At 67.4% G+C, this 26,254-nt stretch carries 22 protein-coding genes; 12 read left to right on the top strand and 10 right to left on the bottom strand.

The features are described 5' to 3' along the window. Positions 1 to 20 precede the first annotated feature (20 nt). Together RZA67_RS14835 and RZA67_RS14830 are read right to left on the bottom strand one after the other, a co-directional pair. Positions 21 to 1,223: an FAD-dependent oxidoreductase gene (locus tag RZA67_RS14835; RefSeq protein ID WP_317213492.1), complete on the bottom strand. Its 1,203-nt coding sequence runs from the start codon at positions 1,221 to 1,223 to the stop codon at positions 21 to 23. 15 nt (positions 1,224 to 1,238) lie between these two features. After that, the gene (locus RZA67_RS14830; RefSeq protein ID WP_317214032.1) at positions 1,239 to 1,733 is read right to left on the bottom strand and encodes a lipocalin family protein; all 495 of its coding nucleotides are present in this window, start codon (positions 1,731 to 1,733) and stop codon (positions 1,239 to 1,241) included. A 174-nt stretch (positions 1,734 to 1,907) separates the two neighbouring features. Here RZA67_RS14830 and RZA67_RS14825 point away from each other — a divergent pair, with 174 nt between their 5' ends. Together RZA67_RS14825 and RZA67_RS14820 are read left to right on the top strand one after the other, a co-directional pair. Continuing rightward, positions 1,908 to 2,156: a hypothetical protein gene (locus tag RZA67_RS14825; RefSeq protein ID WP_317213491.1), complete on the top strand. Its 249-nt coding sequence runs from the start codon at positions 1,908 to 1,910 to the stop codon at positions 2,154 to 2,156. 63 nt (positions 2,157 to 2,219) lie between these two features. Beyond that, positions 2,220 to 4,658: a DUF3772 domain-containing protein gene (locus RZA67_RS14820; RefSeq protein ID WP_317213490.1), complete on the top strand. Its 2,439-nt coding sequence runs from the start codon at positions 2,220 to 2,222 to the stop codon at positions 4,656 to 4,658. 24 nt (positions 4,659 to 4,682) lie between these two features. On the opposite strand, the gene RZA67_RS14815 is transcribed toward RZA67_RS14820, so the two are convergent. Next, positions 4,683 to 5,615: a DUF808 domain-containing protein gene (locus tag RZA67_RS14815; RefSeq protein ID WP_317213489.1), complete on the bottom strand. Its 933-nt coding sequence runs from the start codon at positions 5,613 to 5,615 to the stop codon at positions 4,683 to 4,685. A 181-nt stretch (positions 5,616 to 5,796) separates the two neighbouring features. Between RZA67_RS14815 and RZA67_RS14810 the strand changes: the two genes are divergently transcribed. After that, positions 5,797 to 7,437 (top strand): AarF/UbiB family protein, encoded by a 1,641-nt coding sequence (locus tag RZA67_RS14810; protein WP_317213488.1) that lies wholly within the window; start codon positions 5,797 to 5,799, stop codon positions 7,435 to 7,437. A 241-nt stretch (positions 7,438 to 7,678) separates the two neighbouring features. Further along, positions 7,679 to 9,787 (top strand): phosphoglycerol transferase I, encoded by a 2,109-nt coding sequence (locus RZA67_RS14805; RefSeq protein WP_317213487.1) that lies wholly within the window; start codon positions 7,679 to 7,681, stop codon positions 9,785 to 9,787. 13 nt (positions 9,788 to 9,800) lie between these two features. Here RZA67_RS14805 and RZA67_RS14800 read toward each other — a convergent pair whose 3' ends face one another. Continuing rightward, on the bottom strand, positions 9,801 to 11,324 hold the full coding sequence (locus RZA67_RS14800) for a GGDEF domain-containing protein (protein WP_317213486.1): 1,524 nt from the start codon (positions 11,322 to 11,324) through the stop codon (positions 9,801 to 9,803). Positions 11,325 to 11,425: 101 nt separating this feature from the next. Between RZA67_RS14800 and RZA67_RS14795 the strand changes: the two genes are divergently transcribed. Then, positions 11,426 to 12,070: an NAD-dependent dehydratase gene (locus RZA67_RS14795; protein ID WP_317213485.1), complete on the top strand. Its 645-nt coding sequence runs from the start codon at positions 11,426 to 11,428 to the stop codon at positions 12,068 to 12,070. A gap of 362 nt (positions 12,071 to 12,432) precedes the next feature. Here RZA67_RS14795 and RZA67_RS14790 read toward each other — a convergent pair whose 3' ends face one another. The 4 genes from RZA67_RS14790 to pdhA form a co-directional block, all read right to left on the bottom strand. Continuing rightward, the gene (locus RZA67_RS14790) at positions 12,433 to 13,830 is read right to left on the bottom strand and encodes a dihydrolipoamide acetyltransferase family protein (protein WP_317213484.1); all 1,398 of its coding nucleotides are present in this window, start codon (positions 13,828 to 13,830) and stop codon (positions 12,433 to 12,435) included. Continuing rightward, a complete protein-coding gene (locus RZA67_RS14785) occupies positions 13,827 to 14,180 on the bottom strand; it encodes an SH3 domain-containing protein (RefSeq protein ID WP_317213483.1) in 354 nt (117 codons plus the stop codon). Before RZA67_RS14785 ends, RZA67_RS14790 begins: the two co-directional genes overlap by 4 nt. 1 nt (position 14,181) lies before the next feature. Then, the gene (locus RZA67_RS14780; protein ID WP_317214031.1) at positions 14,182 to 15,168 is read right to left on the bottom strand and encodes an alpha-ketoacid dehydrogenase subunit beta; all 987 of its coding nucleotides are present in this window, start codon (positions 15,166 to 15,168) and stop codon (positions 14,182 to 14,184) included. A gap of 73 nt (positions 15,169 to 15,241) precedes the next feature. Next, on the bottom strand, positions 15,242 to 16,324 hold the full coding sequence (gene pdhA / locus RZA67_RS14775; RefSeq protein ID WP_317213482.1) for a pyruvate dehydrogenase (acetyl-transferring) E1 component subunit alpha: 1,083 nt from the start codon (positions 16,322 to 16,324) through the stop codon (positions 15,242 to 15,244). Between the two features lie 337 nt (positions 16,325 to 16,661). Here pdhA and RZA67_RS14770 point away from each other — a divergent pair, with 337 nt between their 5' ends. From RZA67_RS14770 to RZA67_RS14755, 4 genes are all read left to right on the top strand, one after another. After that, complete coding sequence (locus RZA67_RS14770; RefSeq protein WP_317213481.1) at positions 16,662 to 17,516, top strand: tryptophan 2,3-dioxygenase family protein; 855 nt, start codon at positions 16,662 to 16,664, stop codon at positions 17,514 to 17,516. Between the two features lie 211 nt (positions 17,517 to 17,727). Then, positions 17,728 to 19,233 (top strand): peptide MFS transporter, encoded by a 1,506-nt coding sequence (locus tag RZA67_RS14765; RefSeq protein ID WP_317213480.1) that lies wholly within the window; start codon positions 17,728 to 17,730, stop codon positions 19,231 to 19,233. Between the two features lie 48 nt (positions 19,234 to 19,281). After that, positions 19,282 to 19,848 carry a thioredoxin family protein gene (locus RZA67_RS14760; RefSeq protein ID WP_317214030.1) on the top strand — a complete coding sequence of 189 codons (567 nt, stop codon included), beginning with the start codon at positions 19,282 to 19,284 and terminating at the stop codon, positions 19,846 to 19,848. A gap of 188 nt (positions 19,849 to 20,036) precedes the next feature. Beyond that, positions 20,037 to 21,185, top strand: coding sequence for a hypothetical protein (locus tag RZA67_RS14755; protein ID WP_317213479.1), 1,149 nt, complete (start codon positions 20,037 to 20,039; stop codon positions 21,183 to 21,185). Between the two features lie 553 nt (positions 21,186 to 21,738). Here RZA67_RS14755 and RZA67_RS14750 read toward each other — a convergent pair. Beyond that, a complete protein-coding gene (locus tag RZA67_RS14750) occupies positions 21,739 to 22,233 on the bottom strand; it encodes a MarR family winged helix-turn-helix transcriptional regulator (protein ID WP_317213478.1) in 495 nt (164 codons plus the stop codon). A gap of 128 nt (positions 22,234 to 22,361) precedes the next feature. Here RZA67_RS14750 and hppD point away from each other — a divergent pair, with 128 nt between their 5' ends. Continuing rightward, entirely contained in the window at positions 22,362 to 23,474 is a 1,113-nt protein-coding gene (hppD, locus tag RZA67_RS14745; RefSeq protein WP_317213477.1) for a 4-hydroxyphenylpyruvate dioxygenase, read from the top strand. Between the two features lie 101 nt (positions 23,475 to 23,575). Continuing rightward, complete coding sequence (hmgA, locus tag RZA67_RS14740) at positions 23,576 to 24,871, top strand: homogentisate 1,2-dioxygenase (protein ID WP_317213476.1); 1,296 nt, start codon at positions 23,576 to 23,578, stop codon at positions 24,869 to 24,871. Positions 24,872 to 24,933: 62 nt separating this feature from the next. On the opposite strand, the gene RZA67_RS14735 is transcribed toward hmgA, so the two are convergent. Beyond that, the gene (locus RZA67_RS14735) at positions 24,934 to 25,422 is read right to left on the bottom strand and encodes a hypothetical protein (RefSeq protein WP_317213475.1); all 489 of its coding nucleotides are present in this window, start codon (positions 25,420 to 25,422) and stop codon (positions 24,934 to 24,936) included. A gap of 121 nt (positions 25,423 to 25,543) precedes the next feature. On the opposite strand from RZA67_RS14735, the gene RZA67_RS14730 reads away from it, so the two are divergent. Continuing rightward, positions 25,544 to 26,197, top strand: coding sequence for a hypothetical protein (locus RZA67_RS14730; RefSeq protein ID WP_317213474.1), 654 nt, complete (start codon positions 25,544 to 25,546; stop codon positions 26,195 to 26,197). The last annotated feature ends 57 nt before the right edge of the window (positions 26,198 to 26,254 follow it).

Genomic DNA, 26,254 nt, shown 5'->3' with positions numbered 1-26,254 from the left:
GTTGTACCCGGCAGCGCCGCTCAGACCTTGCGCTTGAACCCGAACAGGTCCTGCAACGGATGCCGGCGTCGTTCGATGGCTGCACGCAGCAGGCCGGCACCGATCATCGAATAGGTGATGCCGTTGCCGCCGTAGGCCATGGCGAAGTGCACGCGCGGCCCCCACTGTTCGTGCGCGCCGAACCAGGGCAGGCCATCCGCTGTCTCGGCAAAGGTGCCGCCCCAGGCGAAGGCAGGGGTCGGCCGCAGCGCGGGCAGCCAGCGCTGCAGCCGCTCCAGCAGCTGGTCAGCCCGGCGCTGTACGCGGTGGTCGCGGCGCAGGGGAATGTCGATGCTGTCGTCCAGGCCACCCAGCAGCAGCCGGTGGTCGCCCGTGCTGCGCAGGTACAGATACGGACGCGCGCTCTCCCACACCATCGTGGTCCCCAGTACGCCCAGGTCGAGCGGGTCGGTGACCAACGCGTAGCTGCTGCGGTTGCGTGCCACCCGCGGCTTCAGCCAGCGCTGGCTGGCATAGCCCGCTGCCATCACCACGTGGCGGGCGCGGACCAACGGACCTTGTTCGGTACGTGCGTGCACGCCGCGCGCGCTGGTCTGCAGGCTGTGCAACACAGTACGGTCGTGCACGCGTCCGCCGCGCCTGGAGACCCGCTCGAGCAGCCGGTAGGTCAGACAGTACGGGTCTACCCGGGCCGCCTGACGGGTGATCAGCGCGCCTGGTGCATCGATGCCGCTGTGCTCGCGCAGTTCCTCGGATGAGAGCCATCGTGCGTCGAGCCCATGCCGGCGTCGGGCCTCGCCCTCGGCCTGGACCAGCGGCACATCACGTGGACGACTGCACAGATAAAGGCTGTCCATGCGCTTGAAGTCGACCCCGCGCAGGCCCGCACTCACCTCGCCCAGCGCAGGCAGTGCCTCGGCGCAGGCGCGGTAGGCCAGCGCGGCGGCCTGCTCGCCATGGCGGTCGGCCAGTTCGACCAGGTGGGTGTCGATCTCGTACTGCAGCAGGGCGGTGCTGGCCGCCGTGCTGCCCCAGCCGATGTCGCGCTGTTCGATCAGCACCACATCGTGGCCGTGCGCGGTCAGCTCATCGGCCACCAGCGCACCACTGATGCCACCGCCCACCACCAGCACATCGCAGGTTTCGTCCTGCTGCAGCGGCGGAAACGCACGCATCAGCCCGTTGCGTACCGCCCACCAGGGATAGCCGCTCTTGAGATCCATGCACGGGCTTCCGGGTCAGGCGGTGGGGTGGCCGGTATGTGGGGTATGGATGAGCGGGCCGAGGTCGAAACCCTGTGCGCGCGCATTGGCGAGGTAATGCTCCTGCACCACCGTATCCAGCTGCGGCGTGCGCGAGAGCAGCCAAAGATACTTGCGGTCCGGCGTACCCACCAGCGCCACGCTGTAGTCCGGGGCGATCTGCATGACCCAGTAGTCTCCGCGGGCAAACGGCAGCCAGCGCAGCCCCTTGGGCAGGAAGCTCACTTCCAGTCGTGCGCTGTCATTGTCGACCACGGTGGCTTCGCCGGTGGCGTCTTCCACGCTGCCGTTGTAGCGACAACGGTTGTGTACCTGGATGTTGCCGTTCTCCAGCACGCTGTAGTTGGCAGAGACGTCGGTGCACTCGTCCGGCTCATGCGACATCGGCAGCCGGGCGATCTCGTACCAGGTGCCCAGGTAGCGTGGCAGCATCAGGTCAGGAACGGTCTTCAGCGGCGGATGGTCGCTCATGCAGGCCTTCTCGTTGAGGTTGCCGCCACCATGCCCGGTGCGCCGCCAGCGCCAGGTGAAAGCGCGCCGATGCGCGGCGTCGTCACCCGTGCGACGCTGCGTGGCAGCCGACATGACGCCACCACCACGGTGCAGCGCTATGCTGGCCTCTGACGTCCAGGGAGGAACATGCCCATGTACCAGGTCATTCTGTTGACCGGCCAGAACACCTACGAACGTGCCCGTTGGGAGCAGGTCGACGACGTGGTCGAGCACAACGGCACCAGCTATTCGCTGCGCGCGGGGCCGCGCCAGCCATTGCCGACCGACCACGAGTGGGATCCGGTGGCGGTGTATGCGCCCGAGGAGATCACCGAAGAAGAGTTCCAGGACTGGTATGCCGCACAGCGCAGCCAGGTGGAAGAACTGCAGCTGCATTACTGATCCACCGATGACAGTGCCTGCCGTATAGTCCGCGCAGGCGCGGTGGTCCGCGCGAGAACGCTGGTGTGGTCCTTGTCTTCCCAACGCCCTCATCTGATCCGCAGCCTGCTGTTGTTGTGCTGGCTGCTGCTTGCCGCGCCGCTGTTGGCCCACGCCGCTGACGAGGTGAAGCCGGGCGCGCTGCTGCAGCGCGCCGAGCGCGCCATCGACTCGGTCCGCGCGCAGATCGACAACGCCGAGAGCACCGAAACGCTGGCCACGCTGGCCGAGCGGGCACGGTCGGCGCAGCGTGATGCCGATGCCGTGGTCGAGGCACTCACACCGCAGCTGGCCCAGCTCGATGACCAGCTGGCGCAGCTGGGCGAGCTGGCCGAAGGCAGCAGCGAGGGCCGCGATGTGGCGGGTCAGCGCAGGCAGTTGAACGCACAGCGCAGCGCACTGGATGGAGAAATCAAGCAGGCCCGTGTGGCCTCGGTGAGCGCGGTGCAGCTTGCCGAGCAGATCGAAAAGCAGCGCAAGCTGCAGTTCAGTGAACAGCTTGGGCGAAAGGTAAGCTCGCCGTTGTCGCCGGCGCTGTGGCAGCAGGTGGCCGCGAAAGTGCCGCGTGATACCGATCAGGTCGTCGTTCTCTACGTGCAGGGCGAGAAGGCGCTGCGCGCGGCGATCCGCAAGGAAGGCATCTGGCTTCCGCTGGCCGGTCTGGCCGTGGCCGTGCTGCTGCTGTTCCCGCTACGTCTGTGGCTGCGCGCGCTGGGCCGACGCCATGCCGCCTCTGAGCGCGCTCCGGCCGGGCGCCTGCGGCGTACCGGGTTGGCGGTCTGGCTGCTGCTGGTGGGCACGTTGCTGCCCGGTCTGGCTGCCTGGGCGCTGGTCGCATCGCTGCAGGCCATCGACGCCATCGCGCCGCGCCTGCAGGAGCTGGCCGGGCTTTTCATCTTCGGCACGGTGGTGGCTGCCTTCATCGGCGCGCTCAGTGCCTGCCTGCTTGCGCCCAAGCGGCCCTCGTGGCGGCTGCTGAACCTGGACGACACCGCGGCACGCAGCCTGCGCAAGTACGCCTGGTGCGCCGCTGGCCTGACCTGGTTGAACCTGCTGCTGGTCGGCGTGGACCGGGAAGCACGCAGCAGCCAGGTGACCACCATTGCGCTGGATGGCCTGATCGCGCTGACCTATCTCGGCCTGATCATGGCGATGCTGGTGTCGCTGGCGCGCCTGCACCGGCGGCAGACCCAGCAGGCCGAGCAGCGCGCCGAAGCGCAGGCCAACGACGCCCGCGCGCGTGGCCCGAACATCCGCAGCGGCTGGCTGGTGCTGGCGCGGGTGGCCGGCAACATCGTGGTGGTGGCCGCGATCATCGCTGTGCTGCTGGGCTACCTCAACTTCGCCAAGTTCGTGACCCAGCAGCTGGTCTGGGGCGCGGTGGTGGTGCTGGCAGCCGGGCTGCTGCTCAAGTTCGCCGATGACCTGTGTACCTGGATGCTGCACCCGGAGAGCCGTCTGGGCCGGACGGTGGTGCTGACCACCGGGCTGAGCGCGGCGCAGGTGGAGCAGGGCGGGGTGCTGCTGTCAGCCGTGGTGCGCATCCTGGTGGTGGTGCTGGCGGTGCTGGCCATGGCCGTCCCGTTCGGCAACGTCGGCTCGGTGCTGGACACCCTGCAGTCGCTGGGCGACGGCATCCCGATCGGCAAGGACATCCGGCTGGAGCCGGGCAAGGTGGCGCTGGCCGTGGTGGTGCTGCTGGTCGGCCTGGCGCTGATGCAGGCGATCCAGCGCTGGCTCACCGAGACCTACCTGCCCAAGACCGAGCTGGATACCGGCGCGCGCAACTCCATCAGCACGATTGCCCGCTATGTCGGCATCATTCTGGCGGTGCTGTGGGCGCTGGCCGCCCTCGGCATCGGCTTCGAGCGGCTGGCGCTGGTGGTCAGCGCGTTGTCGGTGGGTATCGGCTTCGGCCTGCAGGCGATCACCCAGAACTTCGTCTCCGGCCTGATCCTGCTGGCCGAACGGCCGGTGAAGATCGGCGACTGGGTCAAGCTGGGTGACCAGGAGGGCGACATCCGCCGGATCAACGTGCGCTCGACCGAGATCCAGGTGGGCGACAAGTCGACCCTGATCGTGCCGAACTCGGAGCTGATCACCAAGACCATCCGCAACATGACGATGGGCAACATGCAGGGGCGGATCCAGATCCAGTTCACGGTGCCGCTGAGCACCGACGTGCTGGCGCTGCGCCAGCTGCTGCTGGACAACTACGCCGCTCACCCGGCCGTGCTGCAGGACCCGGCCCCGTCGGTGTTCATCGACACCATCGCCGGCGGGCAGATCACGGTCAACAGCTTCGCCTATGTGGCCAGCCCGCGGCAGGTGTATGGCACGCGCAGCGACCTGTACTTCAGCCTGCTGCCGGCGCTGGCCGAGCGCAACATCCCGCTGGCCACGCCGACCGACATCCATCTGGTGCGCGACCCGCCGCCGCAGCCAGGCGCACCGGGGCAGTGACGGGCCACGCCCGTCGCGGGTGTTTCAGCGGCTGCGCAGCTTTTTCCAGCCGGTGACGGCCGCCAGCACGATGCTGCCGGCCACCAGCCCCACCACCACGTTGGCCAGCGCATTGACCAGCCATGCCCAGCCGCCGGTGCCGGCCCATGCCTGCACCAGGTGGTGCAGGGGGGCGATGTTGTGTACCAGGATGCCGCCGCCGACCAGGAACATTGCTGCCGTGCCGGCCACCGACAGGAACCGCATCAACCATGGCGCACTGACCACCAGACCCCGGCCGATGGTGGCCTGCACGCCACCGCGTCGGGACAGGAACAGGCCCACGTCGTCCAGCTTGACGATGCCGGCCACCAGGCCATAAACGAAGACCGTCATCGCCAGCGCGATGATGACCAGCGTGCCTACCTGCTGGGCGAAGCCGGCGCTGGCAGCGACCACCACGCCCAGCGAGAGCACGATGATCTCGGCCGAGAGGATGAAGTCGGTGCGCACCGCGCCTTTGATCTTGTCCTTTTCCCACGCCACCATGTCCACGGCCTCGTCGGCCAGCGCCTGCTGGCGCTGCGCCCTGCGTTCGGCCTCGTCCTCGGCGGGGTGCAGGAACCGGTGGGCCAGCTTTTCCACGCCTTCAAAGCACAGGAACGCGCCGCCGGCCATCATCAGCGGCACGATCATCGGCACGTTGTAGCCCCGCGAGCGCAGCCAGGCCTCCAGTGCGCTGATGGCCAGCGCAGCCGGTACCAGGATCGCCTTGTTCACCAGCGAGCCCTTGGCCACGGCCCACACCACCGGCAGCTCGCGGCTGGCGCTCACCCCGGTCACCTGTTGCGCGTTCAGCGCCAGGTCGTCGCCGAGCACGCCGGCGGTCTTGCGCGCGGCGACCTTGGTCAGCAGGGCCACGTCATCGAGCAGGGTGGCGATATCGTCCAGCAGGGCGAACAGGCTTGCACCAGCCATGGAGGTCACATCAAAGAGAGCGGAGTTGGCGGATTCTGGACCAACTGCGGTGAGTACGGGAAGACGGCGGGATTCACCAGCAGATGACCTGGACCCGGCCACACTGGGGGCCTTTCCCGAGTTGGAGCCCGGCGTGGACAACCAGCCGTCGTCGTCCCCTGCCACACCCCTGGTCACCGGCATGAGCCGGCGCAGCCAGATTCTGCGACTGCTGCTGCGCTATCGCCATTCCGGCGTCTTCTCCGGCATGAACCTGGATGCCGGCCATGGTCATGAGGTGCCCGCCGACGGCAACCCGGATCAGTTCGTCAGCGACCTTGAATCGCTGGGGCCGACCTTCGTCAAGCTCGGCCAGATGCTGTCCACGCGGCCGGACATGGTGCCGGTCGAGTTCGCCACCGCACTGGAGCGCATGCAGGAAAAGGTCGCGCCGATCCCGCTGGAGCGCATCCATACGATCATCGAAAAAGAGCTGGGTGCCTCGGTGAACAAGCTGTTCTCCAGCTTCGACCCGGTACCGCTGGGCTGCGCCTCGATTGCCCAGGTCCACCGCGCTACGTTGCACGATGGCCGCGAGGTCGCGGTGAAGGTGCAGAAGCCGGAAGTCGCTGCGCAGCTGCGCTCGGATCTGGAAGCCCTGCGCAGCTTTGCGATGGCCGCTGACCACCTGACCCAGGTGGGTCGGCGCGTGCGCCTGCGCGACTGGCTCAACGAGTTCGGCAAAACCTTGATGCAGGAACTGGACTACCAGACCGAAGCAGAGAACCTTGCGCGCTTTGGGCAGCACCTGCGGCCGTTCAAGCGGCTGTGGGTGCCGCAGCCGATCTGGGACTACTGCAGCAACCGCGTGTTGACCATGGAGCTGGCCAACGGCGTACGCGTGGACGCCATCGCTGCGGTGCGCCGTACCGAAGAGTCGATGGACCCGCTGGCCGCTGCACTGATCCGTGGCTACCTGGATCAGATCTTCGTACATGGCGAGATCCACGCCGACCCGCATCCGGGCAACCTGCGCGTGACCACCGATGGCCGTTTGGCAATTTTCGATCTGGGCATGGTCGCGCATATGCCGCCGCGCCTGCGCGAGCGGCTGCTGAAGGTGCTGTTTGCCGCCGTGGATGGGCGTGGTGAAGAAGTGGCCGACGAAATCATTGGTATCAGCACCCGCCTGGAAGCATTCGAAGAAGAACGCTACCTGCGCGAGACGGGGCAGATGATCGCCCGTTATGCGGCCAGCTCGCATTTCTCCGAGGGCCGGGTGGTGCTGGACCTGGTGCGCATCGCCACCGCCTGCGGGTTGCGTACGCCGCCGGAGCTGAGCCTGATCGGCAAGGCAATGCTCAACCTGGAATCGGTGTGCCGCCAGCTGGCGCCCGACCTGGATACGCGCCGGGTGGTGGAAAAACAGCTGCAGCATGTCGTGCGCGCGCGGCTGCGCAAGTCACTCTCCGCCGCCAATCTGGCCAGTGAAGCGATGGAGCTGCAGCAGCTGCTGCGCGAGGGACCGCGCAAGATGACCGACATCCTGGCGCTGCTGGCCGAGAACCGCCTGCAGATGAAGGTGACCGGGCTGGAAGAATCGCGCCTGATGGAGAATCTGCAGAAGATCGCCAACCGGGTGTCGGCCGGCATCATCACCGCTGCCCTGATCATGGCGGCCTCGCTGATGATGCGCGTGGACACGGGCTGGCATCTGTTCGGCTATCCGCTCATCGCCATGTTGCTGATGCTGATCGGCGTGGTGCTCGGCCTGTCGATCATCGCCAGCGCGCTGCTGTTTGATCGGCGCGCGCGTGCGCGCGAAGAACGCGGGCACCGCTGAGGCGGCCGCTCTGACGTGCCACCATGCAGCGCGATCACGCAGGGTGATCGCGCTCATCACCTCGTGTTCATCGAGGTAGCTGCCGCGACAACATGTCGCTTCCAGCAAACATTTCAGTCAGGTTCGTGCAGGCATGATCCGGTCATCGGGCTGTCATGCAGGTGTGCTTGGCAGTTTCGGTCGGATGGACAGCGCGTCGGTACGACGTCCATCACCACTCCCGTCACTGCCGAAAGTGCCCATGCTTCCGATTCTTCTGCTGTTGTTGCTGCTGCTGGCCTGGTTGCTGCTGGTCTCTGATACCGGGCTGTGGTGGAAAGCAAGCCTGCTTTCGCTGCTGATGGTGGCGTTGAGCAGTTGGTGGATGATCGATCAGCTGTCAGGCGATGGCATCAACGCGGCGACGCTGTACCACCTCAACGCCGATATGGAAGGCGCCGGCGTGGTCGAGTTCAAGAAGGTCATTGCCGGGTACGTGGTGTTGCTGCTGCTCTCGCTGCTGCCGCTGGCGTTGACGCGGGTCACGCGCTGGCGGCGTGCAGGTCACGGCCGCGCGTGGCTTGCTGCCTTTGCCAGCCTCTGGCTGGTGGCGATACTGGTGAGCCCGTTGTACGCCGACGGGCGGCGTCTGTATGCCCAGCTCATGCCGGTAGACCACTCGCAGGTGGCGCCCGAGTACCAGGTGCCGACGCAGCCGCTGACCCGTCCGCGCAACATCGTCTGGATCTACGGTGAAAGTCTGGAGCGGACCTATCTCGACGAGCGTACGTTCCCCGGCCTGACGCCCAATCTCAACCGGCTGGCTGGCCAGGCGCTGGATGTGCGGGGGCTGGATTCGGCCGAGGGCAGTGGCTGGACCATCGCCGGTCTGGTGGCCTCGATGTGCGGCGTGCCGCTGACCACCTCGCAGGGCGATGAGAACAGCATGGACCGCATGGGCACCTTCCTGCCCAAGGCGGTGTGCCTGGGCGATTACCTCAAGCAGCAGGGCTATACCAATCACTACCTCGGCGGTGCCAACGGTCAGTTCGCCGGCAAGGGCCAGTTCCTGCAGAGTCATGGCTTTGACGAAGTGCACGACGTAGCCTGGTTCAAGCAGCAGAAGAAGATCGGACGCATCCACTATTCCGCCTGGGGCGTGCATGACGATGTGCTGCTGGATGCCGCGTACAGCCGCTTCGAGCAGCTTTCGCGTGCCGGCGCGCCGTTCATGCTGACCACGTTGACGATGGACACCCATCATCCGGCCGGTCACCTGCCGGTGGCCTGCCGCAACGAGCGCTATGAAAGCCGCTACGGCAACATCGGCCTGCTCAACGCGCTCAAGTGCAGTGACCGGCTGATCTCACAGCTGGTCGACCGCATCCAGGCCAGCCCCTACGGCAAGGACACGCTGATCGTGATCGCTTCGGATCATCTGGCCATGCCCAACGATCTGAGCCACGTGCTGGCACGGCAGGAACAGCGCGAGAACCTTCTTCTTTTCCTGGGCGAGGGCATCGAGCCGCGCAGCCTGCAGGCCGAGCACGGCAGCACGCTGGACAGTGGCGCCACCCTGCTGAGCCTGCTCGACCCGGCCATCAATTCCATCGGCTTCGGTCGTTCGCTGCTGGACCCGCAGCGTGCCCCGAGCGCAAGTGTGGCCGCCACGCGCGACCATGGCCGCGACTACCCGCAGTACCTGTCATTTGCCCGCACGTTGTGGCTGGGCGAACCGACCCGGGATCTTCGCATCGATGAAGACAACCAGGTGGTGGTGGGCCTGCAGCATGTGCAGCCGCCGGTGCTGCTGGAATATGGCAAGGACTGGTCGCTGAAATCGGTCTATCTGGAGAACACCTCGCGGCAGTTCGAGCAGGCCGACGAAGACAGCACGCTGGCCTATGTCGACCGCTGCACGGCCTTCGAGGACGGCTCGGCCGACGGCGACTGGTGTGCGCTGCTGGTCAACCGGGACAGGGGCATCAAGCTGTACCGCGACGACCAGCTGCGTGGCGGCATCGCGGTGGATGCCCCGTTGGATGCCTTTGATGGCCCACGTCCCAGCGTGCGCCAGGCGCACATGATCACCGACAAGGGTCGCCGTACGCGGGCGGGGCAGTACATGCTGGAGCTGGTGGCCAGCACCCAGCCGCAGCGCGGCTTCTGGATCGAGGCGGTGTCGTCCAAGCGCAAGGTCGTGCTGGCCCAGCAGTGGGTGCAGCCCGATGCCAGTGGCCGCATCAACGTCAGCTTCGGACTTGACCACGAAGTGGATGACCTGGAGATCCGCGCCTGGTTGAACCACGCCGAGAAGCTGGCGGTGGATACCTTTGCGCTGGTGCCGTCGCGACGGCGCCCGCAGGGCTGAGCAGCGCGCTCGCTCAGCCGGCCTGCGCGCGGTTCTTGCCCTGGCGTTTGGCCGCATACAGGGCTTCGTCGGCGCGACGCAGCAGGTTGTCGACCGTATCGCCGGCCTGCCACTGGGCGAGCCCGGCGCTGAAATGCACCGCAACGCGCTGGTTCTGCACATCGAGCGCGCGCTGTGCCATCGAGCGCTGCAGGCGCTGCACCGTGGACATGCCATCGGCACCGGGCGTCTGCGGCATCACCAATACGAACTCATCGCCGCCGAGGCGGGCGATGCTGTCGCTGGCGCGCAGCAGCAGCTGGCACACGCCGACGAAATGCCGCAGCAGCGCGTCGCCACCTGCGTGGCCGTACGCGGTGTTGGCGGCGGCAAAGTCGTCCAGGTCGATCATCGCCACTGCCAGCGGACCCCCACCGCGCTCGGCACGGGCCAACTCCGAGTGCAGCAGTTCGTCCAGGCCGCGGCGGTTCAGGGCGCCGGTCAGCGGATCGGTGCGGACCTGGTCGGCCACGTCGCGCAGCTCCTGCTCCAGCTCGGCGATGCGCTGTTCGGCCTTCTCCACCTCCAGCCGCGCGGTGGCCAGATGATCACGGGCCTGGGCGGCCTGCGCCTGCACCTTGCCGGTGTCGTGCAGCACGTTCTGCAGCAGGCCGTTGAGGTCGGCGATGCTGCGCGCCTCGCGCAGTGCAAGGGCGTAGCTGCTGATGCGGTCGTGGTACTCGCCGGTGCTGGTGGCCATGCCATCCATGCGCTCGACGAACTCACCCATCAACCCGCGCATGGCCTGCTTGGAATCGGCGATGCCCTGTTTGAGCAGGCCCTGCTTGTAGATCACTTCGCGCAGTTCGGCACGGGTGCGCTCGATGGCGACGCTGTCCAGCGGGCCGCTGAGCAGCTGGCGCACCGCGCCCACCTGGCCCTGCAGCCAGCTGCTGTCGTCGAGCAGCTCGCTGATGTTGTCCAGCAGCAGGTCGAACAGCCCCAGCAACAGGTCGTCGCGCTCCTGCCAGCCTTCGGCGCGCACGCCGACCTGGTGGCCGAGCTCGCGCAGTGCCTGTTCCAGTGCGTCCAGCGGCTGGCCCGGCTGCCAGTGCCGCCATTGCGCGGCCTGCTGCACGGCCTGGGCACCCAGCTCGGGATCATGGCGCAGCAGGCTGGCCACGGTAACCCCGAGCACCTGGCGCAGCTGCTCACGCAGGCGCAGGCTTTCCGGCTGCCCGTCGGGCGAATGCTGTTCGATGGTGCGGATGTACTTGTCGATCAGCTGGCGCATCGCCCGGCCGTAGCGCAGCCAGTCCTCGCTGGCCAGCGCCGACTGCAGCCGGTCGCCCATGTCACCGAGTTCACCGGGCAGGGTCGCCATGCCATCGGCAAAGGCGGCCAGCAGCGCCGGTGGCGTATCTGCATGGGCAAACAGCTGGTGTAGGCTCGCACCGCTGCCGGCCAGGGTGACCCGGTTGTCGCCGGCGGCCCGCACCGACGCCAGCGGCCCGAACTGGGTACCGGGGGCAGGCAGATCATCGCGGGGATCGGGCATGGGCACATCCTGGGCAGGCAGGTACTGGTGACAGCATATCGGCGCGATGCGCGGCAGCTTGAACCGCTACGATGGGCAAGGATGCCGCAGGAGAGGTCGCGATGCGTGTGATGCTGCTGGGAGCAAGCGGACTGGTCGGCCGTGCCGTCCTGGACCGGCTGCTGGAGGACCCCCGATGTACCGCAGTGGTGGCACCCGGCCGGCGCGGTCTGCCGGTAACTGCGCCGACGCTGGAGGTGCCGGTGCTGGCCTTTGATCGCCTGCCACAGCCGCCGCAGGTGCCTGCGTGGGCACGGGTGGATGCGGTGATCTGCGCGCTGGGGACGACGCTGGCGCAGGCCGGCAGCCGCGAGGCTTTCGAGCAGGTTGACCGCAGCTACCCGTTGGCGTTTGCCCGGCTGGCGCAGGCCGGCGGTGCCGATGTGTTCGTGTTGAACTCGGCCGCTGGCGCCGATGCGGGCTCGCGCCTGTTCTACAACCGGGTCAAGGGTGCGCTCGAACAGGATCTGCGCGATCTGGGCTTTGCCTCGCTGACGCTGGTGCGACCGGGGTTGATCGGGGGCCAGCGCAGCGAGCGCCGGCCCGCCGAGCGGTTGGGGCAGATCGTGCTGGGCCTCATCGGGCCGGTGCTGCCGCGCGGCTGGCGGATCAACCCGGCAGAGCGCATCGCCGAGGCGATGGTGGAAGCCGCACTGGCACCGCTGCCCGGCGAGCACATCGTGCCCGCGCACACCCTGGCCGGGTAGTGCCGGGCTCTGCGCGGCACAGGCCGCGCGATGGTAGGTGACGACCGTTGGTCGTCACGCTTTCAGCGGTGCCGCGCGAGTGACGACCAACGGTCGTCACCTACCGGTGCATCGCGGTCTGATTGAGGCGCCACCGGGCACGGGGACCCCGCTTTGGTAGGTGACGACCGTGGGTCGTCACGCTTCATCGGGGCGTGTGACGACCAACGGTCGTCACCTACCGGTGCATCGCGGTCCGATTGAAGCGCCGCCGGGCACGGGGCCCACGCGTTGGCAGGTGACGACCGTTGGTCGTCACGCTTCCAGGGGTGCCGCGCGAGTGACGACCAACGGTCGTCACCTACCGGGTGCCGCGCCCGGCTTTACCCCGCCAGGGCCAGGTCGTCCATCATCGCGCGCAGGAAGCGGGCGGCTTCGCCACCGGTGCAGGCGCGATGGTCGAAGGTCACCGACAGCGGGATCACCTTGTGCGCTTCCACGCCGCCCATCACCGGGGTCATCTGGTGACGGGCGCGGCCGGCACCGACGATGGCCACGCACGGCGGCACCACCACCGGCGTGGCATAACGGCCGGCGAACATGCCGAAATTGGACAGCGAGATGGTGTAACCACTTAGCTCCGAGGACGGCAGCGAACGCGCTTCCACCTGCTCGCGCAGACGGTTCACGCCCTCGCGTACACCGCGTGCATCGAGCATGTCGGCGTTGCGCAGGGCCGGCACGAACAGGCCGTCGTCGGTGTCCACCGCGATGCCTACATCCACATGCGCGTGCAGCGTGCGGGTCAGTGCCTCGCCGTCGAACCAGGCGTTCATCGCCGGTACCTTCTGGCAGGCGACCACGATCGCGCGTACCAGACGTGCGGTGACATCGTTGCCCGGCTGCCAGGCATGGATGTCGGCGTCATCGTTGAGCGTGGTGGGCACCACCTTGCTGTGCGCGTCGGCCATCACCCGCGCCATGTTGCGGCGCACGCCCTTGAGTGCTTCCGGCTGGCCCATCGCGGCCACACCCGGCGGCTGGGTGCGCATCGGCTTGCCACTTGCCGACAGCGGGGCACGTGCGCTCTGCTGCGTCACCGGCGCCACTGCTGCGGCTTGAGAGGCTGCCGGTGCGGCCGCTGCCGCGGCCCGCGGCGCTGCGCTGCCCGGCTTTGCGGTGCCTGCGGCGGCGGCCTGCTTGACGTCGGCCATGGTCACCGCGCCATCGGTACCAGTGGCGTGGACCAGCGCCAGATCGACACCGAGCTTGCGTGCCATCGCACGCACCGCCGGTACCGCCTTGACGCCTCCGACGGCCACCGCCTGCTCGGTATGCACGGTATTGGAGCTCTGCATCGCACCGACCACGGTGCCGGCATCGTCACGCTCGCCTTCGGCCTTGATCGAACCGCCTTCGTCGGAGGCCACCACCTTGTCCGGCTGGCCGGCAGCGGGCTGGCCGGTGCTCGGCGTTGCCGGTGCATGGCCGTGGCTGTGGCCGGTGTCCTGGCCATCAGCGCGCTGCGGCAGGGTCGGGTCGACCTCGAAGCTGGCCAGCACCGCACCGGTGGCGATGATGTCGCCGGCGGCGCCGGACAGCTTGAGTACCTTGCCGGAGACCGGCGAGGGCACTTCCACCACGGCCTTGGCGGTCTCCATCGAGACCAGCGGCTCATCGAGCTTGATGACATCGCCTTCCTTGACGAACCACTCCACGATGGTGGCGTCCGGCAGGCCTTCGCCCAAGTCGGGCAGATTGAAATTCTTGGTCTGGCTCATGTGCAGTTCTCTTCCAGCAGTTCCAGTTCGCGGCCCGGCAGCCAGCCCGTTGCGCCATTGGCGCGCTCGGACCACCACCAGCCACCATGTTCATGATGCAGCTTGACCAGCTCGCCGCTTTCCACATCCAGTTCGCGTGCATCGTAGTCGCGCATCGCTTCGGCGCGACCCTCGTCGAGCACCTGCAACCACGCTACCGGTGCCCAGCCGGCACGCCCGTCATCGGTGCGCACCCAGGCAAAGGCCGGCCATTCCTCGTCACGTACACCGACTTCGACGATCTGGCCGGTGTGGAACCGGAGCGGGTTGGGATACTGGCTGCGGTAAGGGCCTATCAGGCGGGCCCTCATCTCAGCCCGCCGCGATGGTGCGTTTGGCCGCGGCCACGATCCGCTCCACGCTGGGCAGGTACTTCATCTCCAGGCGGAACAGCGGAATGTGGGTGTCGTAGCCGGTCACGCGTTCGACCGGCGCCAGCAGGTCGTAGAGCGACTCCTCGGCCAGACGGGCGGCGATCTCGGCCCCGAACCCGGCGGTCTTCGGTGCTTCCTGCACCACCACGCAGCGACCGGTCTTGGCCACCGACTCGGCGATGGTGGCAAAGTCCAGCGGGCGCAGGGTGGCCACGTCGATCACTTCGGCGCTGATGCCTTCGCCGGCCAGCTTGTCGGCCGCTTCCAGCGCTTCCTTGACCTGGGCACCCCAGGCGACCAGGGTCACGTCGGTGCCGTCGCGCAGCACGAAGCACACGTCCAGCGGCAGCGCCTCACCATCGTTGGCCACCACTTCCTTGTACTGGCGGTAGATGCGCTTGGGCTCCATGTAGATCACCGGATCCGGGTCGCGGATGGCGGCCAGCAGCAGGCCGTAGGCGCGCTGCGGGCTGGACGGCAGCACCACGCGCAGGCCGGGTACGTTGGTGAAGATCGCCTCGTTGGCTTCGCTGTGGTGCTCCGGGGCGCGGATGCCACCGCCCCACGGCACGCGCAGCACCATCGGGCAGTGCAGGCGTCCACGGGTGCGGGTGCGCAGGCGCGCGGCATGGCAGATCAGGTGGTCGACCATCGGGTACACGAAGCCGTCGAACTGGGCTTCGGCCACCGGCTTCATGCCCTGTGCGGCCAGACCGACGGTGAGGCCGGCAATGGTGGTTTCATCCAGCGGGGTGTCGAGGATGCGCTGGGCACCGAAGCGCTGCTGCAGTCCGGCAGTGGCCCGGAACACGCCGCCGTTGATGCCGACGTCCTCGCCCAGCACCAGCACCGACGGGTCGTGTTGCAGTTCCCACGCCAGGGCCTGGGTGATCGCTTCGATCAGAGTGATGGGGGTGGTGGTCATGAGGGAATCTCCAGCGGCCACAGCAGCGCTGTCGGCGGCATTGGCCTGGGAAACGGGTGCGCCGCGCTTGATCTCATCCATGGCGCTGCTCCAGGGCAATGGCCTCTGCGCGCTGGGCCAGCAGGTCCGGCGGCGGGTCGGCGTACAGGTAATCGAACATCGCCTCGATGGGCTGCACCGGCGTGTTGAGGTACTGGTTCACTTCCTCGTCCACGCGCGCAGCACACTGTTCGACCCAGGCCTTCTCTTCCTCTTCGCTCCACACGCCCTGGGCGGTGAGGTACCTGCGCAGGCGCAGCATCGGCTCACGGGTCCAGGCGTCCTTGACCTCGGCGTCGTCGCGGTAGCGGCGTGCGTCGTCTGCGGTGGTGTGGTCGGAAAGACGATAGGTCATCAGTTCGAGCACGGTGCCGCCTTCGCCGGCGAGGCCGCGCTCGCGCGCCTGTTCCATGGCGGCCAGTACCGCGATCAGGTCGTTGCCGTCCACCTGCAGGCAATGCAGGCCGCCGGCCAGGCCTTTCTGGGCGAGGGTTTCGGCACCGGTCTGGGCCGAGCGCGGCACCGAGATGGCCCAGCCGTTGTTGACGATGCACAGGATCAACGGAAGCTTGTAGGCGCCGGCCGAGTTGACCGCCGCGTAGAAGTCGGTCTTGGAGCTGCCGCCGTCGCCGCACACGGCCACCGCGATATGTTTTTCGTCATTGAGCTTGAACTTCAGCGCAGCGCCGGCAGCGTGCAGGCACTGCGTGGAGATCGGCACGCAGAACGGGAAGTCCTTCACCGCGTTGCCGGTGTAGTCGTTGCCGCGCTCGTCGCCGCCCCAGTACATCAGCACGTCATACGGGCGAACGCCACGCATGAACATCGCGCCGTACTCGCGGTAGCTGGGCGCGAACACATCACCGGCCTGCATCGCTGCGCCGATGCCCACGTGCGCTGCTTCATGGCCCAGGCACGCGGCATACGTGCCCAGCTTGCCGGTGCGCTGCAGGGCAATGGATTTGCTGTCGAACGTGCGCACGTACAGCATCTGCTTGAACAGGGGGACCAGCACCTTGGGGTCGCGCAGCGACGCGGGCAGGTCGTCGCGGACGAGCGCGCCGTCCGCATCCAGGTACTGCAGGTAGTCAATCTTGAACTCGGCGGCAACCGTCATTGCGTACTGCACCTTCTGACAGGAAGTTACAAATGATATGAATCGCCATGTTAAGGACGACGTATGAAAAAGCTGTCCTGCGGCGCAGCAAGGAGGACCCTGTTCAGTCCCCGGGCTGCCGCGTGCGGGCCAGCAGCAGCAACGTATTCAGCCGTTGCTGCAGAGCACCAGAATACCCCCGCCGAGTGGTCGCCGGGGGGCGCTGCAAGCGCTTCCATGCGCTGAAGCGCCTCCGCAGCGCCGTGCAGAGGGTTGCAACCGGTTCGGACCGGGCTGCGCAAAACCGTCAACTTATGTCGCATACGGTACGCTTGCCGGCCCTTGTACGGGCCTGCCCATGTCTGTTGACAACAACCAACGCGATCTCGAAGCCGGCATCCATACCGACCTGCAGGACCGGCTGACCTATGGCGGCTACCTGCGGCTGGACCAGCTGCTGAGCGCGCAGCAGCCGCAGTCCAGTCCGCCGCACCACGACGAGATGCTGTTCATCATCCAGCACCAGACTTCGGAACTGTGGCTGAAACTGCTCGGCCATGAACTGGGGGCCGCGATCGGCTTTCTGCAGCGCGATGAGGTCTGGCAGTGCCGCAAGGTGCTGGCGCGCAGCAAGCAGGTGCTGCGCCAGCTGACCGAGCAGTGGTCGGTGCTGGAAACGCTGACCCCGTCCGAGTACATGGGCTTCCGCGACGTGCTGGGGCCGTCCTCGGGCTTCCAGTCGCTGCAGTACCGCTACATCGAGTTCCTGCTGGGCAACAAGAACGCGCAGATGCTGCAGGTGTTCGAGCACGACCCGGCAGGCCAGGCCCAGCTGCGCACCGTGCTGGAGGCGCCGAGCCTGTACCAGGAGTTCCTCAGGTACCTGGCGCGCTTCGGCCACGCCATCCCGGCCGATGGGCTGCAGCGCGACTGGACCCTGCCGCACGTGGCCGACGACGGGCTGCACCCGGTGTTTGAAACCATCTACCAGGACACCGACCGCTACTGGCGCGAGTACGCATTGTGCGAGGATCTGGTCGACCTGGAGACGGCCTTCCAGCTGTGGCGGTTCCGTCACATGCGCACGGTGATGCGGGTGATCGGCTTCAAGCGTGGCACCGGCGGGTCTTCCGGCGTGGGCTTCCTGGCCAAGGCGCTGGAGCTGACCTTCTTCCCCGAGCTGTTCCAGGTGCGTACCAGCCTCAAAGGCTGAATGCGCGGCAGGGTGCGCATTGACCTGCCGTCGGTGCCTGTTCAGCCCGGCAGGACGCCCGCGGCGCGATGGTTGCGTCTGCAAGTGCTGCGAGCCTCCCGCGCCACGTCCCGAACATCGTTTATTTGACGTGAACGCCGGAAGTGCGTGATGCTCGCGCGTTCTTCCGGCACAGCGGACGTGCCTGTCATCCACCGAACCAGGAAACCGCATGAGCCTGAACGCCACTGCGAATACCCCCGAACCGGCCGTGCCGGAATTCAAGACCCTGCTGGGTCACCCGCGTCCGCTGTGGATGCTGTTCATGGCCGAGTTCTGGGAACGCTTTGCGTTCTACGGGATCCGCTGGGCGATGGTGCTGTACATCGTGGCCCAGTTCCACGGTGGCGATGCCACCGGTGAACGGCCGGCCAGCGAGCTGTACGGTGCCTACCTGGCGCTGGTCTATGCCGGTGCCATCTTCGGCGGCTATGTGGCCGACAAGCTGATCGGCTTCCAGCGCTCGATCCTGCTGGGCGCGCTGTTCATGGCCATCGGCCTGTTCATGCTGGCCTCGCCGACCGAGCTGCTGTTCAAGCTGGGCCTGGCGACCATCATCGTGGGCAACGGCCTGTTCAAGCCGATCATCTCCACCCTGGTGGGCAAGCTGTACCTGCAGGGTGACGAGCGCCGCGATTCGGGCTTCACCATCTTCTACATGGGCATCAACCTCGGCGCGATGATCGCCCCGGTGATCACCGGCTGGCTGGCACGCCAGGTCTTCGGCACCGATGCCATGCCGCACTACCAGGTGGTGTTCATCTGCTCCGGTGTGGGCATGCTGGCCAGCCTGGTCTGGTTCTGGCTGGGCCGCGCCCAGCTCAAGGGCATCGGCGCCCCGGCGCCGGGCCAGCAGAACGTCGGCCGCGTGGGCATGGTCGCCGTGGTTGGCGCGCTGATCGGCGTGCCGCTGTTCTACTTCCTGCTGACCATCGACGCCAACGCGCTGCAGATCCTGCTGATGACGCTGTTCATCGTGCCCGCGCTGATGCTGCTGGTTGAAGGCATCCGCACCGGTACCGTGGCGCGCGACAAGGTCATCGCGATGCTGGTGATCTTCGTCTTCAACGTGCTGTTCTGGATGTTCTTCGAGCAGGCCGGCAGCTCGTTCACCTTCCTGGGTGACCGCATCGTCGACCGTCAGTTCGGCGACTGGACCTTCCCGCTGGAGTGGTTCCAGTCGGTGAACTCGGTGGCCATCATCACCCTGGCGCCGATCATGGCGTGGATGTGGGTGAAGATGGGCAAGGCCAATCCGTCCATTCCGCGCAAGTTCGGCCTCGGCCTGGTCTTCAACGGCCTGGCGTTCCTGCTGCTGATGGTGGCGCTGTCGAGCATGGTCAACGATGCCGGCAAGATTCCGTTCTGGACGCTGTTCATGGTGTACGTGATCCAGTCGGTCGGTGAGCTGTGCCTGTCGCCGATCGGCCTGTCGATGACCACCAAGCTGGCCCCGGCCCGTCTGGGTGGCATGGCGATGGGCTGCTGGTTCCTGTCCATCGCCATCGGCAACAACATGGCCGGCATCTTTGCGGGCAAGGTCAGCGGCGACGGCGGCATGACGGTACAGTCGGCCCATGCCGGTTACACCTTCGGCTTCTGGGCGCTGGCCGGTGCCGGCGTGGTGCTGTTCCTGGTGGCCCCGCTGATCAACAAGCTGATGCACGGCGTCAAATAAGAGGAAATCCCAATGCGCAGGACGGCTGTCTGGATGTCTGCTGGTGTGATGGTGGCGCTGCTGGCCGCCTGTTCGCCTTCCGGTTCCGATGCCGGTGCCGGCCCTGCGCAGCCCGTGGATACCCGACCCACCGACCCACCGGCCGCTGACCCCAGCGTGCCGGTGGTCTCGGGCAACACCCCGGCGGCGGCTGATATCGCCGCCATCGCCGGGCTCAACGCGGCCTTCGACCCGGCCCGCGACCCGGCTGCCGACCTGGCCACCGCGATGGTCGAGGCCAAGCGCGGCAACAAGCGCATCGTGCTGGATGTGGGCGGTGAGTGGTGCGTGTGGTGCCACCTGATGGACGATTTCATCGAAGGCGACGCCGAAGTGCGCCGCCTGCGCGATGCCAGCTTTGTCTGGATGAAGGTCAACTTCAGCGAAGACAACGAGAACGCCGCGTTCCTCGCGCAGTACCCCGAAATCAAGGGCTATCCGCACCTGTTCGTGCTGGACGCCAACGGTGCCCTGCTGCATTCGCAGTTCACCGGCGACCTGGAGCTCCCCAAGGAACAGGGGCGCGGCTACGACCGCGCGCGCTTCCTGGCCTTCATGAAGGACTGGGCCCCGTAGTGCCGGGCTCTGCCCGGCAGCTCGGGATCATCGCGTAATGGCCCAGCCGGGCAGAGCCCGTTGAAGCGCTGCCGGGCAGAGCCCGGCAAAGAACTGCCGGGCAGAGCCCGGCACTACAGGAATTCGTGGGTTGGCCGCTAACGGCAAGGACCTCACCGCGCGCCACCGGCGCATGACCGGAGCGCCTGATGCCCAGCGACCACGCCGCCGTTGCCCCTGCAGCACCCGATACCGGGGACACCGTTGCCACCACGCCCGCGGACGCGGGTGCGGTCGGTCTGCCAGCGGTGGAGACGCTGCTGGACGACACCGGCACCGGCGAAGTCACGCCTGCGCCACCGCCGCACTATCGCCTGCCCACCGTGGCGCTGCCGGACAACGTGCTGCTGAAGGCAGCGGTGCAGAAGCTGGTGGAGCAGAAGGCGCAGTTCGACACGCTGGCTGCCAACCCGCTGCTCGCCGGGCTGTTGCCGACCGGGTGGTTGGGCCAGGGCGGGCGCGCGCTGGACACGGCCACCTTCGTGCAAGGCGTGTTGCCGTTTCTGCAGCCCAGCGCACGCGGTGAAACCGCAGCGGCGCGGCTGCCGCTGCGCCACGTGCTGGGTGACAGCGGACGCTGGGGTCTGCAGGATGTGGCCGAACCGCGTTCGCTGGCCTGGTTCCTGGCCAGCGATGAGCGGGCCAGCCCGGGCACCCGCGATCCGGCTGAAGCCTTCCTGGTGGGCGCCCTGGGCTTGGCCTGGATGCATGAAGGGCGCAGCCGCCCCGGCTTTCTCCGCGCGATGGGCTGCGACACCCTGGCCGCGCGCGTGACGATGCTCGACTACCCCGCGCCGGGCGAGCTGGCGCTGTACCAGGTGACGGTGCAGGGACAGCCGCAGACCTGGTGCGTGCACGGGCGTCGGATGATGCGGCCGCTGCAGGCCGCGTGGCTGAGCGTGCCGCTGCTGGCGGCCTACGGCGTTGCGGCGCCGGTGCAGTGGCCGGGCAGTTACCCACCGGTGGAGGCGGTGGCGACCGCGCTGGGCACCGCCCGTCTGGGCCGCGCCCAGCCGGAAGTGGACCTGACCAAGGTGGCCGCGCGCGTGGCCGAACAGGCCAGCGGCGAAACCTGGCAGCCGGTCAGTCTGCTCCAGCTGCGCAGCTGGGTGCCGCGCTGGCGGTTCTTCCTGGCCACCTTCGTCGGCCTGCCGGCCGCCCTGCTGGTAACCGCCGCGCTGGCCCTGCCGGGCGCGATTGAAGCAGCCGCCGTAGCCGCGCTGCTGGGCTTTGTCGGCGGCGCCATCGGCGCACTCGCCGCCCCCTGGGTGTTTGCCAGGCGCAAAGACCTCAGCTGAGGTCACCGCCAACGGCAACACCGCGGGTGGCCGGAGATGGCCCCAGGTGCGTCATCGGCCAGGAGCAACGTCAGAAGCGTGACGACCAACGGTCGTCATCGGCCAGGAGCAACGGCGGAAGCGTGACGACCAACGGTCGTCACCTACCAGCGGCGACGGCGCTTTGCCGTCCGTCGTCGGGATGTGTCGGTGGCGGGGCGGGGTGGGTCTGCGGGGGTGTCGAGCGCCATGGGCCGGACGCATGCGTCCGGCGGGTTGGGCAGGAGCCCAACCCCGGTCTTGCCGTATGCGCAGGACAGCGCATACGAGCAAGGCGCGAAACAAGGCCCGCAGGGTGAGGGCGCTTTGCTTGCGAAGCATTGCTTCGCAAGCGCCCGAACGCACAGCCGCTATGCGGCTGGGCCGGACCCCGGAGGGGCAGTTTTTGCCGTCCCCCGCAGACCCACACCGCCTCGCCAAATGCACCACAGCGCACAGCCGACGCTTTACGCTCTTTGCTGTTGCTGTTGCTGTGAAGCGGGGCCCGGGGGCGCAGCCCCCGGCAGGAAACCCATCACACTCCTTCCGCCATCCGCTGCAGCCCTTCCCCTGCCAACCGCAGAATCAAGGTCTCCAGCAACTGTTCCTCTTCCTCGCTCAACACCGACATCAGCTTGCGCGTGATCTCGATCACCATTGGCGCGATGGTCTCGTACACCTCAAACCCCGCCGCCGACAGCGCCAGCACCGATCGGCGGCGGTCGTCACCATGCGTTTCGCGCTTGATGAAGCCCCGCTCCAGCAACCGCGCCACCGCTCGGCTCACCGCCACCTTGTCCATCGCCGTGCGCTCGGACACCTCGCTTGCCGATGAGCCCGGGTACAGCGCAAGGATCGTGATCACCCGCCACTCCGGAATGGCCAGCCCATAGCGGTCACCATAAAGCTTGGCAATGTTGCCGCTGACCCGGTTGGACAGAACGCTCAGCCGATACGGCAGGAACTGTTCCAGGTCGAGCAGGACGTGCGAGGCACGCACGCTGGTGGAAGCGGGGTCGGCTGGGCTCATGCTGCGGTGCACCTTGCTGGTGGTTTCAGGTGTAACTATAAAGGGTCGTCACGGACTCCGCATTCTCGCGGGTCTGCCCGCCGCCCGCACCTGTTTTTCCCGGTGCGGAAAGATCTGGAGCCCACGCCATGAATACCACCGTCCCGGCCACCTCGCATCCCAACCCCGGCATGCAGGTCACCACCTTCGAGAACCCGATGGGGATCGACGGCTTTGAATTCGTCGAATTCGCCGCACCCGCCGGTCGTGCCGGCGAGCTGCATGCGTACTTCAAGGCGATGGGCTTCAGCGCGGTACTCAAACACACCCGACGCCCGATCACCGTCTACCGCCAGGGCGATGTGAACTTCCTGGTCAACGAAGACCCCGATTCGTTCGCCGCCGACTTCGCTGAGAAGCACGGCCCCTGCGCGTGTGGTTTCGCCATCCGCTTCCAGCGCCCCGGTGATGAGGTCTACAGTGCCGCGCTGGGCAACGGCGCCGAGGCGGTCGCGTTCAAGCCGGACAGCAAGGCTGTCGACGCGCCGGTCATCAAGGGCATCGGCGACTGCATGCTGTACCTGGTCGACCGGTATGGCAGCAAGGGCAGCATCTACGGCGAGGACTACGCACCGGTCGAAGGCGCCGACCCGCATCCGCAGGGCTTTGGCCTGACCTTCATCGACCATCTGACCCACAACCTGTACTTCGGCAACATGCAGCAGTGGTCGGACTACTACGAGCGTCTGTTCAACTTCCGCGAGATCCGCTACTTCGACATCAAGGGCCTGAAGACCGGTCTGGTGTCCAAGGCGATGACCGCACCGGACGGCATCGTGCGCATTCCGCTCAACGAGTCCTCCGACCCCAAGAGCCAGATCAACGAGTATCTGGACGCCTACAAGGGCGAGGGCATCCAGCACATCGCCTGCTTCACCGAGAACATCTACGACACGGTGGAAGCCATGCGCGCGCAGGGCGTGGAGTTCCTGGACACGCCGGAGACCTATTTCGAGGTCATCGACCAGCGCGTGCCGGGCCATGGCGAAGACGTTGCACGCCTGGCAAAGAACAAGATCCTGATCGACGCCGACCCGGAAACGCACCAGCGCAAGCTGCTGCAGATCTTCACCACGAACTGCATCGGGCCGATCTTCTTCGAGATCATCCAGCGCAAGGGCAACGAAGGCTTCGGCGAAGGCAACTTCACCGCGCTGTTCGAGAGCATCGAACGCGACCAGATCAAGCGCGGCGTGCTCTGACCGCGTCACGGCGTTGTCCGGCCGACGGCTTTGCCGCTTGATGGCGGCAGGACCGGCACGCCACCATGGGTTACAGTGCGGGCAGATTCGAGGCTTTCCAGATGACCATCACGTCTCGCGGTTACCAGACCGGCTTCGGCAACGAGTTCGCCAGCGAGGCGCTGGCGGGCACGCTGCCGCAGGGGCAGAACTCACCCCAGCAGGTGGCGCACGGGCTGTACGCCGAGCAGCTCTCCGGTACCGCCTTTACTGCGCCGCGCGGCAGCAACCGGCGCAGCTGGCTGTACCGCATCCGGCCGGCGGTGCAGCACGGGGAGTTCGTGGCCTTGGCGCAGCCCCGGTTGCAGGGCGATTTCGGCGCGCTGCGGGCTTCGCCCAATCAGCTGCGCTGGAGTCCGCTACCGATGCCGGAAGCGCCGGTTGATTTCATCGAAGGCCTGTACACCATGGGCGGCAATGGCGGCCCGGATGCCCACACGGGCGTGGCCATCCACCTGTATGCCGCCAATCGGGACATGCAGGGACGCTACTTCTACAACGCCGACGGCGAACTGCTGATCGTGCCGCAGCTCGGGCGCCTGCGCCTGCTGAGCGAGTTCGGCGTGGTCGAGGTCGAGCCGCAGCAGATCGCCGTGATGCCGCGTGGTGTGCGTTTCCGCGTGGAACTGCCGGATGGACAGGCGCGCGGTTATGTCTGCGAGAACTTCGGCGCACTGCTGAAGCTGCCCGATCTGGGCCCGATCGGCGCCAACGGTCTGGCCAACCCGCGCGATTTCGAGACGCCGCACGCCGCCTATGAAGACCTGGAAGGTGACTTCGAGCTGGTCGCCAAGTTCGACGGGCAGCTGTGGCGGGCACCGATCACGCATTCTCCGTTGAACGTGGTGGCCTGGCACGGCAATTACGCGCCGTACCGCTACGACCTGCGCCGCTTCAACACCATCGGTTCCATCAGTTTCGACCATCCGGACCCGTCGATCTTCCTGGTGCTGCATTCACCCAGCGACACGCCGGGTACGAGCAACATGGATCTGGCGATCTTCCCGCCGCGTTGGCTGGTCGCCCAGCACACCTTCCGTCCGCCGTGGTTCCATCGCAACATCGCCAGTGAGTTCATGGGACTGGTGCACGGTGCCTACGATGCGAAGGCCGACGGCTTCGTCCCTGGCGGTGCGTCGCTGCACAACTGCATGAGCGGACATGGGCCCGACGCGCCGACCTTCGACAAGGCCTCGCAGGCCGACCTGGGCCAGCCGGACGTGATCAAGGACACCATGGCCTTCATGTTCGAGACCCGTACCGTGATCCGGCCGACCGCGCAGGCCCTGGCCGCCGGTCACCGTCAGGCCGGCTACCAGCAGTGCTGGGACGGCCTGCGCAACAACCACCGCAGGTAGTGTTGGGATCTCCCTGCACGGGGCGCACGCGGCGGTGGGCCGGCAGGGGCCAGAAGCCCGCTCTACGAAAACGCGGGACAATGTTCGTGCGGCAGCACTTCCAGCAGCCGCTCGCGGACGCGGTCGCGGTAACCGGCCGAGGTCAGGCCGGGCAGTCGCTCCAGCGCGCTGTGCAGTACGTCGAGCACGCGCGCTGTGTCGCGGGCCTGCTGCAGCGCACCGAACAACGCGGCCGCGTCGGGGTGCCGCTGCATCTCCAGAATGTCCAGCATGTAGACGCGTGCCGCAGCCAGCGAGCGGCGGCGTTGCTGCGCATCGGCCGGGGCAGGACCTGCGTGCATCGCGGCAGGGTCCTCCGCGCCGATGCTCAGGTAACCCGCCTGCACCAGGTGCTGCACCATGGGCGCGGCGTCCTGTCCCAGCAGGGCCGACAGTTCGCCCGTTCCACGCCGACCGTCACAGAGAATCAGCAGGCGCCGCTGGCGCATGTCCAGTGGGGCGCGGTGCTGCTGCAGGGCGGTTCGGGCTTGGTCGGTCTTGCGCGGGAGCATGGCCAGGGCTGCGGGGAACGTGCGGGCCGAGCCTGCACGGCCCGGGTGAAACGGCGATGACAATGCAGTACGTGCACGCGGGAGGGGCTAGCGTCTGCCCATCACCCGTGGAGATATGCCGATGAAAGCACTTCCCCTGACTGGCCTGCTGCTGCTCAGCCTCACCGCCTGCGGAGGGCCGGACAAGCAGGGCGCCGCCGGCGCCGGCAGCGATTCGAGCGGTGAAACCGCCACCGCCACCGGCCCAGCGCAGTCCACCGACCCCGACCTGGCCTCGCGCAGCCCGGCAGACCCGCGCAGCGACAGCCCCGCGCGTCTGGACGGCTACGGCGGCGCGTCGCTGGGTGCGGTTGTATCGGAGGTGCGTACCGGCTACGAGGGCACGCTGCAGGGCCTGGGCACGGACGCGGCGGGTGCACCGCTGGCGGCCGACGACAGCAATGAGGGCTGCTACTACCTGCAGCCGCAGGGCGCCGAGTCGCCGCGTTTCATGATCGAAGGCCGCAAGCTGGTGCGCTATGAAGTCAGCACCCCTTCGGTGGTGGCGCCCGGCGGCGGCCGGGTCGGCATGACGCTGGGCGAACTGCAGGTGCTTTACCCCGAGCGTGGCGACGTGCAGCCGGACAAGTACGACGAGAAGACCCAGCACCTGCGCGTGCGGCCGGCCCAGGAGGGTGAGGCGATCATCGACTTCACCCTGGCTGGCGACGGCAAGGTGAGCCAGTGGCGCGTGGGCATGCCGCCGCAGGTCGACTACGTAGAAGGCTGCGGCTGAGGACAGCGAGCGGGCGCACCAATGCCGGCGTCCGCCCGGTGAAGCCGACCCCATGGT

Source organism: Stenotrophomonas sp. C3(2023) (assembly GCF_032911385.1).
In the GTDB taxonomy this organism is placed as follows: Bacteria; Pseudomonadota; Gammaproteobacteria; order Xanthomonadales; family Xanthomonadaceae; genus Stenotrophomonas.
The sequence above is the reverse complement of the archived record's forward strand: the minus strand, read 5'-3'. Positions and strand labels throughout refer to the sequence as shown.

Excerpts from the sequence above, each read along its gene's own strand:
- RZA67_RS14835 (WP_317213492.1), bottom strand. The coding sequence starts at position 1,223 with ATGGATCTCAAGAGCGGCTATCCCTGGTGGGCGGTACGCAACGGGCTG.
- RZA67_RS14830 (WP_317214032.1), bottom strand. The coding sequence starts at position 1,733 with ATGAGCGACCATCCGCCGCTGAAGACCGTTCCTGACCTGATGCTGCCA.
- RZA67_RS14825 (WP_317213491.1), top strand. The coding sequence starts at position 1,908 with ATGTACCAGGTCATTCTGTTGACCGGCCAGAACACCTACGAACGTGCC.
- RZA67_RS14815 (WP_317213489.1), bottom strand. The coding sequence starts at position 5,615 with ATGGCTGGTGCAAGCCTGTTCGCCCTGCTGGACGATATCGCCACCCTG.
- RZA67_RS14810 (WP_317213488.1), top strand. The coding sequence starts at position 5,797 with ATGAGCCGGCGCAGCCAGATTCTGCGACTGCTGCTGCGCTATCGCCAT.
- RZA67_RS14805 (WP_317213487.1), top strand. The coding sequence starts at position 7,679 with ATGCTTCCGATTCTTCTGCTGTTGTTGCTGCTGCTGGCCTGGTTGCTG.
- RZA67_RS14800 (WP_317213486.1), bottom strand. The coding sequence starts at position 11,324 with ATGCCCGATCCCCGCGATGATCTGCCTGCCCCCGGTACCCAGTTCGGG.
- RZA67_RS14795 (WP_317213485.1), top strand. The coding sequence starts at position 11,426 with ATGCGTGTGATGCTGCTGGGAGCAAGCGGACTGGTCGGCCGTGCCGTC.
- RZA67_RS14790 (WP_317213484.1), bottom strand. The coding sequence starts at position 13,830 with ATGAGCCAGACCAAGAATTTCAATCTGCCCGACTTGGGCGAAGGCCTG.
- RZA67_RS14785 (WP_317213483.1), bottom strand. The coding sequence starts at position 14,180 with ATGAGGGCCCGCCTGATAGGCCCTTACCGCAGCCAGTATCCCAACCCG.
- RZA67_RS14780 (WP_317214031.1), bottom strand. The coding sequence starts at position 15,168 with ATGACCACCACCCCCATCACTCTGATCGAAGCGATCACCCAGGCCCTG.
- pdhA (WP_317213482.1), bottom strand. The coding sequence starts at position 16,324 with ATGACGGTTGCCGCCGAGTTCAAGATTGACTACCTGCAGTACCTGGAT.
- RZA67_RS14770 (WP_317213481.1), top strand. The coding sequence starts at position 16,662 with ATGTCTGTTGACAACAACCAACGCGATCTCGAAGCCGGCATCCATACC.
- RZA67_RS14765 (WP_317213480.1), top strand. The coding sequence starts at position 17,728 with ATGAGCCTGAACGCCACTGCGAATACCCCCGAACCGGCCGTGCCGGAA.
- RZA67_RS14760 (WP_317214030.1), top strand. The coding sequence starts at position 19,282 with ATGGTGGCGCTGCTGGCCGCCTGTTCGCCTTCCGGTTCCGATGCCGGT.
- RZA67_RS14755 (WP_317213479.1), top strand. The coding sequence starts at position 20,037 with ATGCCCAGCGACCACGCCGCCGTTGCCCCTGCAGCACCCGATACCGGG.
- RZA67_RS14750 (WP_317213478.1), bottom strand. The coding sequence starts at position 22,233 with ATGAGCCCAGCCGACCCCGCTTCCACCAGCGTGCGTGCCTCGCACGTC.
- hppD (WP_317213477.1), top strand. The coding sequence starts at position 22,362 with ATGAATACCACCGTCCCGGCCACCTCGCATCCCAACCCCGGCATGCAG.
- hmgA (WP_317213476.1), top strand. The coding sequence starts at position 23,576 with ATGACCATCACGTCTCGCGGTTACCAGACCGGCTTCGGCAACGAGTTC.
- RZA67_RS14735 (WP_317213475.1), bottom strand. The coding sequence starts at position 25,422 with ATGCTCCCGCGCAAGACCGACCAAGCCCGAACCGCCCTGCAGCAGCAC.
- RZA67_RS14730 (WP_317213474.1), top strand. The coding sequence starts at position 25,544 with ATGAAAGCACTTCCCCTGACTGGCCTGCTGCTGCTCAGCCTCACCGCC.